The sequence below is a fragment of the Methylobacterium sp. NMS14P genome (assembly GCF_028583545.1).
In the GTDB taxonomy this organism is placed as follows: Bacteria; Pseudomonadota; Alphaproteobacteria; order Rhizobiales; family Beijerinckiaceae; genus Methylobacterium.
Window position 1 is genome coordinate 5,757,922 of the sequence record NZ_CP087106.1, and the last position, 14,176, is coordinate 5,772,097.

The window sequence follows — 14,176 nt, forward strand, 5'->3', positions numbered from 1 at the left end:
CTCCGGTCTGCCCGCATCTACCCGGTCCAACGGCCCACGCAAGGAGCGTTCCGCGCGTGATCGGGGACACGGCCGCGACACAGCCGGGAGACATCGACGCCTGGATGGGGTGGCGGTGGCCTGAACCGCAGGTTAGAGCTGGCCTCCTGATGGAGCGCCTGTTCATCATCCTGGCTATTCTGGTCTTCGCCGTCGCCATCGTCGCGGTCGCCGCGATGGCCGCGCGCGGCCGGCGCGAGCCCCTGCGCATGGGTTCCGAACTCGACATCGAGGACGAGGACCTGCTCATCGGTTCGGTCGGACCGCGCAAGAGCCCGATCGACCGCAGCGCACAGGTGCTCGACCCACGGGTGCTCGATCTGGAAGCGATTGAATTGGAGCCGATCCGGGCCCTCGACCGGACACAAGGCAACGGGGCGCTTCGCGGGAATCCGCCGGGAGCCGCGCGATGAGGTCATATCCACGGGGGGGGGCCGGGCTGCTGCTCGCCGGACCTCTCTGCCTGTCGATGATGCACGGCGTTCCGGCGGCGCCCGCCGGCAAGCCGGCCGCTCCGGCGGACACTGCGCCTGCGCAAGGCGCGCCTGGACCGGCCGCTCCCGCGGCGACGGCGCAGCCGGCCGCGTCCGCCCAGACCGCTCCTCAGGCGGCGAGCCCCACGCCGGCCGCCGGGCCGACCCTCGAGCAGCCCTGTGGGACCCAGGCGGCGCGGTTCGAGAGCGCCAAGGGGTTCAAGATGGTGATCACGCGGGCCGGGCAGGTCCGCACGACGAACCCGCTCAGGCCGCTGACGACCGAGGTGAACGAGGTTCTCCAAGTCGTGATCGCCGGCAAGGTCGCCACCGCCTACGGGCCGGACTTCACGACGCTGCGGCGCGGCGGCGCCGCGTCGGGCGTCGAGGCGATGCTGGGCAGCCCGATCCACTGGGAGCCGACGCTGCCGACCTTCCCCGATCCGATCGCGATCGTCACCGAGGAGGGGACGCCCCTGGCGCAGCTCACGTTCCGCGCCTGCGAGGTGCCGCCCGCCGTCAAGGCGCCGAAGGAGCCGAAGGCCGAGGCCCGCAAGAAGGCGCCCCGCCACGCGGCCCCGAAGGCCGCCGCGGCCCCGAAGACGCCCCCCGGCTTCTCCATGCCCCAGGGGGCGATCGCCGAGTAGCGGCTACTTCTGCTTGGCGATGACCTTGTCCTTGATGCCGTCGTAAACGTTCTGCGGGATGACCTTCTTGGAGACGAGATCGTCCTTCCCGCGATACGGCCGCCCCTTGATGATCGCGGCCGCGCGCGCCGCGCCGATGCCGGGCAGCGCGTCGAGCTCCTCGGTGCTGGCGCTGTTGAGGTCGATGAGCGCCCCCTTGGCGGCGTTCGGTGATCCGGCAACCGGCGCGCTCGGGGCTGCGGGCTTCGCGGGGGCCGTCGGTGCCGCGGTCGTCGGCGCCTGGGGCGCCTGCGCCAGCGCGGGGGCGGCGGCGAGGCTCGACAGGAGGGCGAGGAGGGCGAGGGTCTTGGTGGAGGAGGCCATGGCGTTCTCCCGAGAGGCGCGGCCCGCACCGCGGTGCCGTCCCGCCAGATCTGCGCCGCTCCGCTTGAACCCGCCCTTAACGGTTGTGGTCCGGCACCCCTAGTCACGGGCCGGCGCCGGAGCTATAAGCCCGACCTCATCCGTATCCCGCGGTGTGCGTGGCGATCCTCGATCGGGGAGCCGCCCGCGCGCCGCTTTGTCCGCGGCGTCACGAAGGATCCAGCCATGGCCGTTCCGAAGCGAAAGACCTCCCCCTCCCGCCGCGGCATGCGCCGCTCGGCCGACGCGCTCAAGGCGCCGACCTACGTCGAGGACAAGGATTCCGGCGAGCTGCGCCGCCCGCACCACATCGACCTGAAGACCGGCATGTACCGCGGCCGTCAGGTCCTGAAGGTGAAGTCCGCCGAGGCCTGAGCCTCGCGAGCGCGGCGCCTCAGGCGAGGCGCCGCGCGGCCTCCGCGTAGCGCGCGGCGGCCATCCGGGTCCGTTCCAGACGCGACGGTAGCAGCGTCGGGTCGTCGGCCGTCAGCAATTGCGCGATGAAGCCGGCGCGGGGTCTCCCCGCGGCCGCGCGTTCTGCTGTCCGGGGGGCGGGGGGCTCATCGGACCGGCCCCCGTCGATCAGGGCGAGCGCCTGGACCTCCGTCCGCGCCGTCTCGGGGGAGGCGTCCGCGTCCGGGACCGGCGCGCGCCGGGTGGAGCGGACCTGTGTCGGGCCGAGACGGCTGACTGTTCCGATACGCACCATGCGCACATTCTCCGCACGTTTCCGTGCCCGTGTCGCAAAGGTGGGGCCGACGTTTACCGATCGTCAACCCTTCGTCCGGTCGGTCCGGCCGAATTACTTTTTCGCGAGCGCCTCCAGGCGCTGCTGCATCTCCAGCATCTGGCGCTTGAGATCGTCCAGCTCGCCGCCCCCGTAGGGTGCGGACTGAGGCGCGGCCGGCGCCGTCGGCTGGGCTCCGGGCGCGGGCGGCGCGAAGCCCGTGAACATCTTCATGGCGTCGCCGAAGAAGTTCATGTTGGTGCGCACCTGCTGCTCGATGGCGTTCTGGAACGCCGACGGGCCGAAGCTCTGGGCGAACTTCTCGCGCAGGCCGTCCTGGTCCTTGGCGAAGTTCGCCATCGAGAACTCGAGGAAGCTCGGCACCATCGTGCGCATGCTGTCGCCGTAGAAGCGGATCAGCTGGCGCAGGAACGCCACCGGGAGCAGGTTCTCGGCGCCGGCCTTGTTCTCCTGCTCGAAGATGATCTGCGTGAGGACCGAGCGGGTGATGTCGTCGCCGGTGCGCGCGTCGTAGACGACGAAATCCTCGCCGTTCTGGACCATCGTGGCGAGGTCTTCCAGCGTCACGTAGGTCGAGGTGCCGGTGTGGTAGAGGCGCCGGTTGGCGTACTTCTTGATGACGGTCTGGGTGGCCTTGACGGTATCCGCCATCGGGAACGGCCTTTCTGGACTCGGGACCGGGGGGCGTTGCAGACGCGCGGTGCTGTCTGACGGAGGCTGTTTTCGCGCCCGCAGCACGATCCTTAAAGCCTTCCCCGGGCGCAGAAAACAGCAAACTGCACCTCTTCAACGCAGAATAATGCAGAGCGGCCTGGGTGGCCGCGCCATTTCAGTCTCGCGGCCGCGTCATCGGCGCGTTTTCGCGCTTCGATGCACAACCTTGACTTCGCCGACCTCAAGCCCTTCATCCCAGGGCCGGCACAGAGCGCGCCCGGGACGTGGAAGGCGCGCCGGCTCGCGAGAGGAGAACGTTCACATGGCAGGCAACGAAGAGATCGTCATCGTCGGGGCGGCGCGCACGCCGGTCGGCTCGTTCGGCGGCGCCTTCGGGGCGGTGCCGGCCCACGAGCTCGGCGCGACGGCGATCAAGGCCGCCCTGGAGCGGGCCAAGGTCTCGCCCGATGAGGTGGACGAGGTGATCTTCGGTCAGGTCCTCACCGCGGGCGCCGGCCAGAACCCCGCCCGTCAGGCCGCCATCAAGGCCGGCATCCCCGAGAAGGCCACCGCGTGGGGCCTCAACCAGGTCTGCGGCTCGGGCCTGCGCACGGTCGCCATCGGCATGCAGCAGATCGCCAACGGCGACGCCAAGGTCATCGTGGCCGGCGGTCAGGAATCGATGTCCCTGTCGCCGCACGCGCAGTACCTGCGCGGCGGCCAGAAGATGGGCGACGTCAAGCTCGTCGACACCATGATCAAGGACGGGCTCTGGGACGCCTTCAACGGCTACCACATGGGCCAGACCGCCGAGAACGTCGCCCAGGCCTTCCAGCTCACCCGCGAGCAGCAGGACCAGTTCGCGACCCGCTCGCAGAACAAGGCCGAGGCCGCCCGCAAGGAGGGCCGATTCAAGGACGAGATCGTCCCCGTCACGGTGCCGGGCAAGAAGGGCGACACGGTCGTCGACACCGACGAGTACATCCGCGACGGCGCCACCCTGGAGGCGATGGGCAAGCTGAAGCCGGCCTTCACCAAGGACGGCACCGTCACGGCCGCCAACGCGTCGGGCCTCAACGACGGCGCCGCCGCCCTGGTGCTGATGTCGGCCTCGGAGGCCGAGCGCCGCGGCCTGACCCCGCTCGCCCGGATCAAGTCCTGGGCGACCGCGGGCGTCGACCCGAAGGTGATGGGCACCGGCCCGATCCCGGCCTCGCGCAAGGCCCTGGAGAAGGCCGGCTGGAAGCCGTCCGACCTCGACCTGATCGAGGCTAACGAGGCCTTCGCGGCCCAGGCGCTGGCCGTGAACAAGGACATGGGCTGGGACGACGCGAAGGTGAACGTCAACGGCGGCGCCATCGCCATCGGCCACCCGATCGGCGCCTCGGGCGCCCGCGTCCTCGTCACCCTGCTGCACGAGATGAAGCGCCGCGACGCCAAGAAGGGCCTCGCCACGCTCTGCATCGGCGGCGGCATGGGTGTGGCGATGTGCGTCGAGCGGACCTGATCGGTCTGTCACGACAGTATCGGCTCACAACATAGACTTAAGGCCGAAGTCAGAAAAAATCGCGTGCGGACGCCATCCGCACGCGGCATCAAGTGATGCGAACAGGAGGAAACAATGGCTCAAGGACGCGTCGCCCTCGTGACGGGCGGCACCCGCGGTATCGGCGCGGCGATCTCGAAGCGGCTCAAGGATAAGGGCTACAAAGTCGCCGCCAACTACGCCGGCAACGACGAGGCGGCCAACGCCTTCAAGGCCGAGACCGGCATCCCGGTCTTCAAGTTCGACGTGGGCGATCTCGCGAGCTGCGAGGCCGGCATCAAGGCGATCGAGGCCGAGCTCGGCCCCGTGGACATCCTGGTCAACAACGCCGGCATCACCCGGGACGGCGCCTTCCACAAGATGACGTTCGAGAAGTGGCAGGCGGTCATCAAGACCAACCTCGACTCGATGTTCACCTGCACCCGTCCGCTGATCGAGGGCATGCGCAGCCGCAACTTCGGCCGCATCATCATCATCTCGTCGATCAACGGCCAGAAGGGTCAGGCCGGCCAGACCAACTACTCGGCCGCCAAGGCCGGCGTGATCGGCTTCGCCAAGGCCCTGGCGCAGGAGAGCGCCTCGAAGGGCATCACGGTCAACGTGGTGGCGCCCGGCTACATCGCCACCGAGATGGTGATGGCGGTGCCCGAGGACATCCGCAACAAGATCATCTCGACGATCCCGACCGGCCGCCTGGGCGAGTCCGACGAGATCGCCCACGCGGTCGAGTATCTCGCCAGCGACGAGGCCGGCTTCGTGAACGGCTCGACGCTGACCATCAACGGCGGCCAGCACTTCGTCTGACCGCCCGCGGGCGCGCCGGATCGACCCGGCGCGCCCGCCTCAGGCCGAGGCTCCGGAGGCCGCGCCGCGACGGCGGGCCGTCCGACGATGCCGGCCGCGCACCTCTCCTTCCGACACTTGTCCCAGCCGAGCCCGACGGCGGCGCGCGCCGATCCGCGCCGCGCGGAGGTCCCGCATGTCGGCGACCGAGCGCGCGCCGGGCGGCGCCAGCCCGGCCGATGAACCGCGCCCCGCCCGCCGCGGTCGCGGCCTCGGACGATCCGGCCGACCAAGCATGACGGAAGTCCTTCCCGGCGTGGGATTCGCGCGTCGGCCGGGATAACGGGCATTGCGGGCAGCGATCGGCACGATGGCCCGCGTGTCCTGAGACACGAACAATTCGAGCGGCCTCGTATAGATCTCCTTCCATCGGCTCATGGATGGTCCCGCCGACAGAAATCGAGGTCCCGAGGATCATGAACAACTGGTTTCACGGTAAATTCGGCGTTCAGTTTATCGGCGAGAGCCAGGATTGTTCTTCCCGCACGACCGGGGCGCGTGCCGACCGCTCGACCGTTCGCGGCGGCCCCGCGCTCCACGCCGCAGCGAAGCTCGGCCTCGCGGCGGCCTGTGCCCTGGGGCTGGCGGCCTGCGTCACCCCGCAGGAGCGCCACGCGCTGGATCAGAACCAGTGCTACGCCTTCGGCTTCGAGCCCGGCACCGACGGCTTCGCCGAGTGCATGATGGGCCTCCACCAGCAGCGCGCCGTCGCCCAGTCCAACAGCAACCTGTACTGGCAGGCGCAGCTCGCCGAGCAGAACCGCCGCCGCGAGGCGCAGCAGGACCTCTACAGGGTGATGAGCCTGCAGCGCACCGGCGACCCGCGGTTCCCCGTCTGCGGCGCCTCCTCGGACGGCGGCATGGATCGCCGGACCATGACTTGGTACGGCCCGAACTGCCGCGCCCGCTGATCTGGATCGAGGGAGGTCCCCATGTCTGACGTGACGACGCGCGGCCCGCGCAACCCGAGCCGGATCATTTTCGTGACGGCGGCCCTGTTCGGCATTGCTGTCGGGTTCGCGACCGCCAGCCTCGCTTGGTTCACGCTCGCGGTCCTCGGCTCCGCCGCGCTGACCTGCGCGGGCTACGGCCTGATCCGGCGGCGGCTCGGCTGGAAGCCGCTGAGCGGCGAGTACCTGTTCAACCTCCTCCACGTGCTGAGCCCGCACTAGGCGGACCCCACGCGCGGCCCCGCGGACGTGCCGCGGGGCTCATCGGCGGGCGGCGCAGGTCCACGAAGGCCTGGCCGCGCCGCGCCCCCATCCCCCAGACCGCTCCGCCTCCGAGGCCACCATGACGCTCGCCCTCATCATCACCGGCTTCCTGATCGTGAACTTCGTGATGGCCGGCTTCTTCTCCCTCGTGGCCCTCTGGGCCGACTGAGCGGCGGCGCTACGGGGCGCCGACGCAGTTGGCGTAGAAGGTCGTGGTCGCGGGCCAGTCGGAGAAGACCCCCAGCACGCCCACCTGACCGTGCAGGACGTCGAGCAGCCGCAGGATGTCGCCGTCGCCGGTGACCACCGGCTTGATCGACTGGTAATAGTACCCGCCGCCGCCCTTCAGGGGGCCCGAGCGCTCCAGCGACCACGCGATCAGCCCCAGCCCGGCCGCCTTGGCCTCCCGGGCGTAGGTCGAGGGCTCGATCGTCCCGTCCGGGCCCGGCCGGACCAGCATCCACAGCGGCGGCGCCAGGATCTTCACGCCCTTCCGGGCGAGTTCGGCCATGCCCGGCTGCCACGTGGCGGGCGTCTCCGGGTCGAAGCCCTTCGCGGTCTCGTCCCGGTCGTCGAGGAAGATCGCCTGACGGCCGAATTCCGGATCCTTCTCCAGCCAGTAGAGGATGTCGCGGAGCTGGAAGCTCTGCGGGTAGACGTCGGAGGCCGGGATCCCGGCCTCCCGGTACTCGTCGACCAGCTGCTGAGCGTACATGTCCTGCGTGTAGGTGCCCTGGAACGGCATCGGGACCTGGGGCGCCTTCAGCTCGGGGGTGAATTTCCGCCCCATCCCCTTCACCAGCGCGATGTACTCCTTGTGCGACATCAGCGTGCCGGTTCCGGCGTAGAGGTCGGTGCGCCAGCGCGGCGTCGCGTTCATGTAGGCCGCCACCGTGGTGGCGTCCGGGTCGGACGCGTCCATCTTCCCGTTCAGCGACTTGAACTCGTCCAGCGTCAGGTCGCTGGTGCAGCACTTGGCCGAGGCCTTCCGCCCGGTGGCCGGGTCGGCCGGCGTGAAGCCCTGCGTGCACTTCGCCGCGAGCTCGGGCCGGGCGAGGATGTCGGTGGTCGTGTGCAGGTCGCACTGGCTGTGGCGGCAGACGAGCTGGCGGTCCTTGGTGAAGGCCACGTCGCACTCGATGATCCCGGCGCCCATCCGGTACGCGGCGAGCAGGCCCTCCCGGGTGTGTTCCGGGAACATCAGCGGCGCGCCGCGGTGCGAGATCGAGAAGGTCCGGGGCGTGTAGGTCCGGTCGACGCCGCAGGCGGCGAGCCTGTCCTTGAGCGGGCCGGGCTTCAGCTGGTCGACGAGGTAGAAGGGCCGGGGGCCGAGCTGGGCGGCCTCGCCGGCGAGCGCGGGGCCCGCTCCCAGAAGCAGCCCCAGCCCCAACATGATCGCACGCATCGCGAACCTCCCGTTTCAGGCCGCCGGTAGAGGGGGACGGTGACAGGGGCGTGACCCCGCACGCCCCGGCGGGCCGCCGCCATGATAGCGGCGGATCATCCGCGCGGCGTCGGCCGCCAATCGGGCGGCGCCATCTCGAAGCCGGCGAAGTCGAAGCCCGGCGAGACCGTGCAGCCGACGAGCGTCCAGGCGCCCAGGCTGGTGGCGGTCTGCCAGTGGCCGGCCGGCACGACGCATTGCGGGCGCTGCCCGGCGCCGAGGTCCGGCCCGAGATGCCGGGCCTCGGCGTCGTGCCCGTTGGGGCTCGTGGTGATCACCAGCGGCGCGCCGGCGTGCCAGTGCCAGATCTCGGTGGCGTCGACCCGGTGCCATGCCGAGACCTCGCCGAGGTCGAGCAGGAAGTAGATCGCGGTGCCGACCGAACGGCCGTCGACGGTGCGGGCATCGCGGAACGTCTCGCGGTAATGGCCGCCCTCGGGATGGGGCTTCAACCCCAGGGTCGCGATCACCTCGGCTGCCGTCATGTCCAGCTCCCTGTCGATCCCGGCCGCGCGAATCGTCCGCGGCTTGCCGGCACTTGGCACCGATGTTACCGGCCGAAAACCCCGCAAGGTCCGAGAACGATGCCGAGCCCGACCGTACGTCTTCACCGCGGCGACTTGCCCGCCACCTACGACGCGGGCCGGGCGGTGGCCATCGACACCGAGACGCTCGGGCTCAACCCGCATCGCGACCGCCTCTGCGTGGTGCAGCTCTCCACCGGCGACGGGACGGCCGACGTGGTCCAGATCCCGCAGGACGGGCCGGAGCCGGTCGTGCTCAAGCGGGTCCTGGCCGACCCCGGGGTCCTGAAGATCTTCCACTTCGCGCGGTTCGACGTGGCGGTCCTGTACAGGGCCCTCGGGGTGATGCCGAGCCCGGTCTACTGCACCAAGATCGCCTCGAAGCTCGCGCGCACCTACACGGACCGCCACGGGCTCAAGGACGTGGTCCGCGAACTGGTCGGCGTCGACCTGTCGAAGCAGCAGCAATCCTCGGACTGGGGCGCCGAGACCCTGTCGCAGGCCCAGCTCGATTACGCGGCCTCGGACGTGCTCCACCTCCACGCGGCCCGGGAGCGGCTCGACGCCATGCTGGCCCGGGAAGGCCGCACCGACCTCGCGGCCGCCTGTTTCGGCTTCCTGCCGACGCGGGCCCGCCTCGACCTCGACGGCTGGCCCGAGACCGACATCTTCGCGCACACCTGAGGGCGCGGAGGACCCCGCACACTTCCTGTGCGGAGTGAGACTTTCCTGTCACCGCACCGCGATGTGTCGCTGGTAGGTTGTGGCCGCCTGGGCTTCCGAGTCCCGGCCAGGCCCTCCTCGCCGGTCGCCCACCCGATCAGGCCGGCGAGGAGGGTCCGTCGCTGTCAGGTCAGGCTCCGCGGGCCCGACGGCGTCGTGATCCGGGCGGTCCAGCGCGTGCCCGGGCCCGCCACGACCTGCGGCGGATCGGCGAGGCCGAGCGCGGTGTGAAGCCCCGCGACGGCGCCTGGATCCGGGTGCGTCAGGACGAGCGCCTCCAGGCCGGCGCCGAGGTCCGGCATCGTCGCGGCCGGGTTTCCGCGCGGCCCCCACGCCATCGCGCAGGGCGCGGCCCCGTCCGCCGGCCACGCCCCGCCCGGGGGCACCGCGAAGCGCCAGGACAGGTCGCCCCGGGTCATCGTCGCCGCCGCGCCGAGGAGCGCGCCGTGGGCGGCGAGCGTGCCGTCGAGATCCTCCGTGCGGGCGACGAAGCCGCGCAGCCGCCGGCCCGCATCCCAGTCGGCCCGCACCCGCGCGGCGTCGCCGAGGCCGAACCAGCGGGCGCGCGACGGCGGCGGCGCGTCGGGATCGACGGCGATCACCTCCAGGAACAGGGCGTCGCCGAGGCGCAGCAGGTGGTTGCGCGTGCCCATCTCGCGGTGGCGGCCGCCCTCCGGCATGGCGAGGCCGAGGCAGTCTCGGACATGCGCCACGCCCTCCGCGAGATCGGGCGCGACGACGACGAGATGGTCGAGGGTGAGCATCGGGCGGGCTCCAAGTGACCGCTGGCGCCTGCGCGGCCGCCGGACATTCTCCGGGCCGTGCGGGCCCCGACCCGACCTCCGCGCTGACGGGCGCATCGGGATCGGGCGGGGATGGGTGACGCCGGAGCGCTCCCCAAGAAAAAGGCCGGGGCCCCGCGAGAGGCCCCGGCCCGGAAAGAGGGCGCAGGGCCAAGCATCGCGCCCGGCCGGCTCTCACCTCACAGCGAGTAGTACTGCACGAACTCGATCGGGTGCGGGGTCATCTCGTAGCGCAGCACCTCGGTCATCTTCAGCTCGATGAACGAGTCGATCTGGTCGTCGGAGAACACGCCGCCCTCCTTGAGGAAGGCCCGGTCCTTGTCGAGGCTGTTCAGGGCCTCGCGGAGCGAGCCGCACACGGTCGGGATCTTCTTCAGCTCCCGCGGCGGCAGCTCGTACAGGTCCTTGTCCATGGCCGGGCCCGGATCGATCTTGTTCCGGATGCCGTCGAGGCCGGCCATCAGCAGCGCCGAGAAGGCGAGGTAGGGGTTCGCCATCGGGTCGGGGAAGCGGACCTCGACGCGCTTGGCCTTCGGGCTCTTGGTCCACGGGATGCGGCAGGAGGCCGAGCGGTTGCGCGCCGAGTAGGCGAGCAGCACCGGCGCCTCGTAGCCCGGCACCAGGCGCTTGTACGAGTTGGTCGACGGGTTGGTGAAGGCGTTCAGCGCCTTGGCGTGCTTGATGATGCCGCCGATGTACCAGAGGCATTCCTGGGAGAGGCCGGCATACTTGTCGCCCGCGAAGACCGGCTTGCCGTCCTTCCAGATCGACTGGTGGACGTGCATGCCCGAGCCGTTGTCGCCGTAGACGGGCTTGGGCATGAAGGTCGCCGACTTGCCGTAGCTCTGCGCGACGTTGTGGATGCAGTACTTGTAAATCTGCATGTGGTCGGCGAGCAGGGTCAGCGTGTCGAACTTCATGCCGAGCTCGTGCTGGGCCGAGGCCACCTCGTGGTGGTGCTTCTCGACCTTCACGCCCATGGACTGCATGGCCGCGAGCATCTCGCCGCGCATGTCCTGCGCCGAATCCTGCGGCGGGACCGGGAAGTAGCCGCCCTTGGTCTGGACCCGGTGGCCGAGGTTGCCGCCCTCGTAGTCGGTGAAGCCGTTGGTCGGCAGCTCGGTGGAATCGAGCTCGAAGCCGGTGCGGTACGGGTCGGCGCCGAACTTCACGTCGTCGAACACGAAGAACTCGGCCTCGGGGCCGACGTAGATCGTGTCGCCGATGCCGGTCTGCTGCAGGTAGGCCTCGGCGCGCTTGGCGGTGCCGCGCGGGTCGCGGCCGTAGGGCTCGCCGGTGGCCGGCTCCAGCACGTCGCAGACGATCGACATGGTTGCGGCCGAGAAGAACGGGTCCAGCGTGGCGGTGACGGGATCCGGCATCAGCAGCATGTCGGACTCGTTGATCGCCTTCCAGCCGGCGATCGAGGAGCCGTCGAACATGGTGCCCTCGTCGAAGATCTCCTCGTCGATGAGCGACACGTCGAACGTGACGTGCTGCCACTTGCCGCGCGGGTCGGTGAACCGGAAGTCCACGTAACGCACGTCGTTGTCCCGGATCGTCTTCAGCACCTCGGCCGCAGTGGTCATCGTGGGCATCCTCCAGGGATCTCTGAATCGTCTCTCGTGGCGCACCCGCACGCGGTCGCGTGCGCCGGCAAGCGGCGCTTGATATCCGGCGCGGGCGCGCCTTGCCACCCGCCGGAGATCGGAATCGGCTGCCGGATAGAACGATCCGTCTGTTCTCGCGCCCGATCTCGCAAGCGTGATCGGGCAGCACGGTTTCTAGGGCACCGTTGTTCTCCGGCAATGGCCCTTCTGGCACGATCCATGCGAAGGCGGCCGCAGCCGTCGACGAGGCGGCAAGCCGTTCGCGTCTTCCCGGGTTGCCCAGGTCGCGCATCGATACGGACGAGAGAACCGGAATGACCAAATATAAGCTCGAGTACATATGGCTCGACGGGTACACGCCGACCCCGAACCTCCGCGGTAAGACGCAGATCAAGGAATTCGACAGCTTCCCGACCCTCGAGCAGCTCCCGATGTGGGGCTTCGACGGCTCGTCCACCAAGCAGGCCGAGGGCGGCAGCTCCGACTGCATGCTGAAGCCCGTGCGCCACTTCCCCGACCCCGCCCGCAAGAACGGCGTGCTGGTGATGTGCGAAGTGATGATGCCGGACGGCGTGACCCCGCACGAGTCCAACAAGCGCGCCACCATTCTGGACGATGCCGGTGCGTGGTTCGGCTTCGAGCAGGAGTACTTCCTGTACAAGGACGGCCGCCCGCTCGGCTTCCCGACCTCCGGCTACCCGGCGCCGCAGGGCCCGTACTACACCGGCGTCGGCTACTCGAACGTCGGCGACGTCGCCCGCAAGATCGTCGAGGAGCACCTCGACCTCTGCCTCGACGCCGGCATCAACCACGAGGGCATCAACGCCGAGGTGGCCAAGGGCCAGTGGGAATTCCAGATCTTCGGCAAGGGCTCGAAGAAGGCCGCCGACGAGATGTGGATGGCCCGCTACCTCCTACAGCGCCTCTGCGAGAAGTACGGCATCGACGTCGAGTACCACTGCAAGCCGCTCGGCGACACCGACTGGAACGGCTCGGGCATGCACTGCAACTTCTCGACCGCCTTCATGCGCGAGCACGGCGGCAAGGCGTACTTCGAGAAGCTCATGGAGGCGTTCAAGAACGCCCGCGAGGAGCACATCGCCGTCTACGGTCCGGACAACCACATGCGCCTGACCGGCAAGCACGAGACCGCCTCGATCCACGAGTTCTCGTACGGCGTGGCCGACCGCGGCGCCTCGATCCGCGTGCCGCACTCCTTCGTGAACAACGGCTACAAGGGCTACCTGGAGGACCGCCGTCCGAACTCGCAGGGCGACCCCTACCAGATCGCCTCGCAGGTGCTGAAGACGATCGCTTCCGTGCCGACCGAGGCCGCCGCAGCCGCGTGAGACGCGGGGGGAGCCTCGGGCTCCCCGCCGCCATCGACGAAGCCGGGCCCTCGGGTCCGGCTTCGCCGTTTCCGGGGCAGGGAACACTGTGGCTGGCGGCAGGGCGGGCGCGACCCGCGCCAGCATTCCGGGGCTCCGCGGGCGAGCCCGGAACCGAACGCCGTTCCCGCTCGGATTGAGTTGAGGTCGTCGCCGAGCCCGCGCCGCACGAGGCGCGGCCACTCTCCCGTGCGGGAGAGGGACAGGGTGAGGGATGCGAGCTCTCCGGAAAGACCGGATCCTCTCACCCCAACCCTCTCCCGCACGGGAGAGGGGGCATGGCGGACGGGGCGCTGTCCGAGGTTACGGTCGCCGCGGGCGCTCGTCCTCGCGGATGGCGGCCTCGTGGTACCAAGCGCCCCCGCCGAAGCTCGGCACGGGCGCGGGCTTCGCGTCCGGGACCGTCCGGGCGGTCTCGCGCGCGCGTCGGAACGCGGACAGATCGTAGATCTTGGCGGTCTCGCGCGGGTCCGTGGCGGCCATCGCACTTCCTCCTGCATCCGGTTCGAGCGGCCGATCGAGCCGGCCGTTCCGGATGATGTGGGGTGCGGAAGACGGCGCTCCAGGGCCGGAGGAGCCGATGCCGGACATTCGCGCAGTGCGAAATCTTAGGCAGTTATTGCGGAGGACGCGGCCGCCGGCGGTCTCGGGATAGCGGGCGGAGGTCGATCAGATCGCGTCCGTGCCGGTCTCGCCGGTGCGGATGCGGATCGCTTCCTCGATCGTCGAGACGAAGATCTTGCCGTCGCCGATGCGCCCGGTCTGGGCCGACTTGCGGATCGCCTCCACGGCGCCCTCGACCAGAGCGTCGGACAGGACGATCTCGAGCTTCACCTTGGGCAGGAAGTCGACCACGTACTCGGCGCCCCGGTAGAGCTCCGTGTGGCCCTTCTGACGGCCGAAACCCTTCGCCTCGATGACGGTGATGCCCTGGAGGCCGACCTCCTGGAGGGCCTCCTTCACCTCGTCGAGCTTGAAAGGCTTGATGATCGCTTCGATCTTCTTCATGCCGCTCGGGCCTGCGCTGCGGTGCCTGGCATTTCTAACATCCTCGTGACGCCTTCGCCATGCCGTTTTCGCGGCGTGTCCGACCATAGTGCCTATTTGCTGTGCGATGC

At 70.0% G+C, this 14,176-nt stretch carries 18 protein-coding genes; 9 read left to right on the forward strand and 9 right to left on the reverse strand.

Going from position 1 to position 14,176, the window contains the following annotated elements:
• Nucleotides 1-149 precede the first annotated feature (149 nt).
• Nucleotides 150-452 (forward strand): hypothetical protein, encoded by a 303-nt coding sequence (locus LOK46_RS27440; protein WP_273561479.1) that lies wholly within the window; start codon nt 150-152, stop codon nt 450-452.
• Nucleotides 449-1,159, forward strand: a complete 711-nt coding sequence (locus tag LOK46_RS27445) for a hypothetical protein (RefSeq protein WP_273561480.1) — start codon at nt 449-451, stop codon at nt 1,157-1,159. Before LOK46_RS27440 ends, LOK46_RS27445 begins: the two co-directional genes overlap by 4 nt.
• Before the next feature lie 3 nt (nt 1,160-1,162).
• Here LOK46_RS27445 and LOK46_RS27450 read toward each other — a convergent pair whose 3' ends face one another.
• Nucleotides 1,163-1,522, reverse strand: a complete 360-nt coding sequence (locus LOK46_RS27450) for a helix-hairpin-helix domain-containing protein (RefSeq protein ID WP_273561481.1) — start codon at nt 1,520-1,522, stop codon at nt 1,163-1,165.
• Nucleotides 1,523-1,747: 225 nt separating this feature from the next.
• Between LOK46_RS27450 and rpmF the strand changes: the two genes are divergently transcribed.
• A complete protein-coding gene (rpmF, locus tag LOK46_RS27455) occupies nt 1,748-1,936 on the forward strand; it encodes a 50S ribosomal protein L32 (protein WP_003601373.1) in 189 nt (62 codons plus the stop codon).
• 19 nt (nt 1,937-1,955) lie between these two features.
• On the opposite strand, the gene LOK46_RS27460 is transcribed toward rpmF, so the two are convergent.
• A complete protein-coding gene (locus LOK46_RS27460) occupies nt 1,956-2,270 on the reverse strand; it encodes a hypothetical protein (RefSeq protein WP_273561482.1) in 315 nt (104 codons plus the stop codon).
• A 93-nt stretch (nt 2,271-2,363) separates the two neighbouring features.
• Entirely contained in the window at nt 2,364-2,960 is a 597-nt protein-coding gene (gene phaR / locus LOK46_RS27465) for a polyhydroxyalkanoate synthesis repressor PhaR (protein ID WP_273561483.1), read from the reverse strand.
• Nucleotides 2,961-3,285: 325 nt separating this feature from the next.
• Between phaR and LOK46_RS27470 the strand changes: the two genes are divergently transcribed.
• The 4 genes from LOK46_RS27470 (at nt 3,286) to LOK46_RS27485 (ending at nt 6,524) form a co-directional block, all read left to right on the forward strand.
• Nucleotides 3,286-4,470 carry an acetyl-CoA C-acetyltransferase gene (locus LOK46_RS27470; RefSeq protein ID WP_273561484.1) on the forward strand — a complete coding sequence of 395 codons (1,185 nt, stop codon included), beginning with the start codon at nt 3,286-3,288 and terminating at the stop codon, nt 4,468-4,470.
• A 114-nt stretch (nt 4,471-4,584) separates the two neighbouring features.
• Complete coding sequence (phbB, locus tag LOK46_RS27475; protein ID WP_012322022.1) at nt 4,585-5,313, forward strand: acetoacetyl-CoA reductase; 729 nt, start codon at nt 4,585-4,587, stop codon at nt 5,311-5,313.
• Nucleotides 5,314-5,768: 455 nt separating this feature from the next.
• Nucleotides 5,769-6,263: a hypothetical protein gene (locus tag LOK46_RS27480; RefSeq protein WP_273561485.1), complete on the forward strand. Its 495-nt coding sequence runs from the start codon at nt 5,769-5,771 to the stop codon at nt 6,261-6,263.
• Nucleotides 6,264-6,284: 21 nt separating this feature from the next.
• Nucleotides 6,285-6,524, forward strand: coding sequence for a hypothetical protein (locus LOK46_RS27485; protein WP_273561486.1), 240 nt, complete (start codon nt 6,285-6,287; stop codon nt 6,522-6,524).
• A 220-nt stretch (nt 6,525-6,744) separates the two neighbouring features.
• Here LOK46_RS27485 and LOK46_RS27490 read toward each other — a convergent pair whose 3' ends face one another.
• Nucleotides 6,745-7,971, reverse strand: a complete 1,227-nt coding sequence (locus LOK46_RS27490; RefSeq protein ID WP_273561487.1) for a glycerophosphodiester phosphodiesterase family protein — start codon at nt 7,969-7,971, stop codon at nt 6,745-6,747.
• Nucleotides 7,972-8,066: 95 nt separating this feature from the next.
• Nucleotides 8,067-8,495 carry a cupin domain-containing protein gene (locus LOK46_RS27495; RefSeq protein ID WP_273561488.1) on the reverse strand — a complete coding sequence of 143 codons (429 nt, stop codon included), beginning with the start codon at nt 8,493-8,495 and terminating at the stop codon, nt 8,067-8,069.
• A 99-nt stretch (nt 8,496-8,594) separates the two neighbouring features.
• On the opposite strand from LOK46_RS27495, the gene LOK46_RS27500 reads away from it, so the two are divergent.
• On the forward strand, nt 8,595-9,218 hold the full coding sequence (locus LOK46_RS27500; RefSeq protein ID WP_273561489.1) for a ribonuclease D: 624 nt from the start codon (nt 8,595-8,597) through the stop codon (nt 9,216-9,218).
• A 164-nt stretch (nt 9,219-9,382) separates the two neighbouring features.
• Here LOK46_RS27500 and LOK46_RS27505 read toward each other — a convergent pair whose 3' ends face one another.
• Nucleotides 9,383-10,021: a VOC family protein gene (locus LOK46_RS27505; RefSeq protein ID WP_273561490.1), complete on the reverse strand. Its 639-nt coding sequence runs from the start codon at nt 10,019-10,021 to the stop codon at nt 9,383-9,385.
• 218 nt (nt 10,022-10,239) lie between these two features.
• Nucleotides 10,240-11,649: a type I glutamate--ammonia ligase gene (gene glnA / locus LOK46_RS27510; RefSeq protein ID WP_012322030.1), complete on the reverse strand. Its 1,410-nt coding sequence runs from the start codon at nt 11,647-11,649 to the stop codon at nt 10,240-10,242.
• A gap of 335 nt (nt 11,650-11,984) precedes the next feature.
• Here glnA and LOK46_RS27515 point away from each other — a divergent pair, with 335 nt between their 5' ends.
• Nucleotides 11,985-13,019 carry a glutamine synthetase beta-grasp domain-containing protein gene (locus LOK46_RS27515; RefSeq protein WP_192706491.1) on the forward strand — a complete coding sequence of 345 codons (1,035 nt, stop codon included), beginning with the start codon at nt 11,985-11,987 and terminating at the stop codon, nt 13,017-13,019.
• A 342-nt stretch (nt 13,020-13,361) separates the two neighbouring features.
• Here LOK46_RS27515 and LOK46_RS27520 read toward each other — a convergent pair whose 3' ends face one another.
• Nucleotides 13,362-13,541: a DUF2735 domain-containing protein gene (locus tag LOK46_RS27520; protein WP_273561491.1), complete on the reverse strand. Its 180-nt coding sequence runs from the start codon at nt 13,539-13,541 to the stop codon at nt 13,362-13,364.
• 186 nt (nt 13,542-13,727) lie between these two features.
• Nucleotides 13,728-14,066, reverse strand: coding sequence for a P-II family nitrogen regulator (locus LOK46_RS27525; protein WP_003600526.1), 339 nt, complete (start codon nt 14,064-14,066; stop codon nt 13,728-13,730).
• Between the last annotated feature and the right edge of the window lie 110 nt (nt 14,067-14,176).

Coding starts and splice junctions, on each gene's coding strand:
- LOK46_RS27440 (WP_273561479.1), top strand. CDS start 150: ATGGAGCGCCTGTTCATCATCCTGGCTATTCTGGTCTTCGCCGTCGCC.
- LOK46_RS27445 (WP_273561480.1), top strand. CDS start 449: ATGAGGTCATATCCACGGGGGGGGGCCGGGCTGCTGCTCGCCGGACCT.
- LOK46_RS27450 (WP_273561481.1), bottom strand. CDS start 1,522: ATGGCCTCCTCCACCAAGACCCTCGCCCTCCTCGCCCTCCTGTCGAGC.
- rpmF (WP_003601373.1), top strand. CDS start 1,748: ATGGCCGTTCCGAAGCGAAAGACCTCCCCCTCCCGCCGCGGCATGCGC.
- LOK46_RS27460 (WP_273561482.1), bottom strand. CDS start 2,270: ATGGTGCGTATCGGAACAGTCAGCCGTCTCGGCCCGACACAGGTCCGC.
- phaR (WP_273561483.1), bottom strand. CDS start 2,960: ATGGCGGATACCGTCAAGGCCACCCAGACCGTCATCAAGAAGTACGCC.
- LOK46_RS27470 (WP_273561484.1), top strand. CDS start 3,286: ATGGCAGGCAACGAAGAGATCGTCATCGTCGGGGCGGCGCGCACGCCG.
- phbB (WP_012322022.1), top strand. CDS start 4,585: ATGGCTCAAGGACGCGTCGCCCTCGTGACGGGCGGCACCCGCGGTATC.
- LOK46_RS27480 (WP_273561485.1), top strand. CDS start 5,769: ATGAACAACTGGTTTCACGGTAAATTCGGCGTTCAGTTTATCGGCGAG.
- LOK46_RS27485 (WP_273561486.1), top strand. CDS start 6,285: ATGTCTGACGTGACGACGCGCGGCCCGCGCAACCCGAGCCGGATCATT.
- LOK46_RS27490 (WP_273561487.1), bottom strand. CDS start 7,971: ATGCGTGCGATCATGTTGGGGCTGGGGCTGCTTCTGGGAGCGGGCCCC.
- LOK46_RS27495 (WP_273561488.1), bottom strand. CDS start 8,495: ATGACGGCAGCCGAGGTGATCGCGACCCTGGGGTTGAAGCCCCATCCC.
- LOK46_RS27500 (WP_273561489.1), top strand. CDS start 8,595: ATGCCGAGCCCGACCGTACGTCTTCACCGCGGCGACTTGCCCGCCACC.
- LOK46_RS27505 (WP_273561490.1), bottom strand. CDS start 10,021: ATGCTCACCCTCGACCATCTCGTCGTCGTCGCGCCCGATCTCGCGGAG.
- glnA (WP_012322030.1), bottom strand. CDS start 11,649: ATGACCACTGCGGCCGAGGTGCTGAAGACGATCCGGGACAACGACGTG.
- LOK46_RS27515 (WP_192706491.1), top strand. CDS start 11,985: ATGACCAAATATAAGCTCGAGTACATATGGCTCGACGGGTACACGCCG.
- LOK46_RS27520 (WP_273561491.1), bottom strand. CDS start 13,541: ATGGCCGCCACGGACCCGCGCGAGACCGCCAAGATCTACGATCTGTCC.
- LOK46_RS27525 (WP_003600526.1), bottom strand. CDS start 14,066: ATGAAGAAGATCGAAGCGATCATCAAGCCTTTCAAGCTCGACGAGGTG.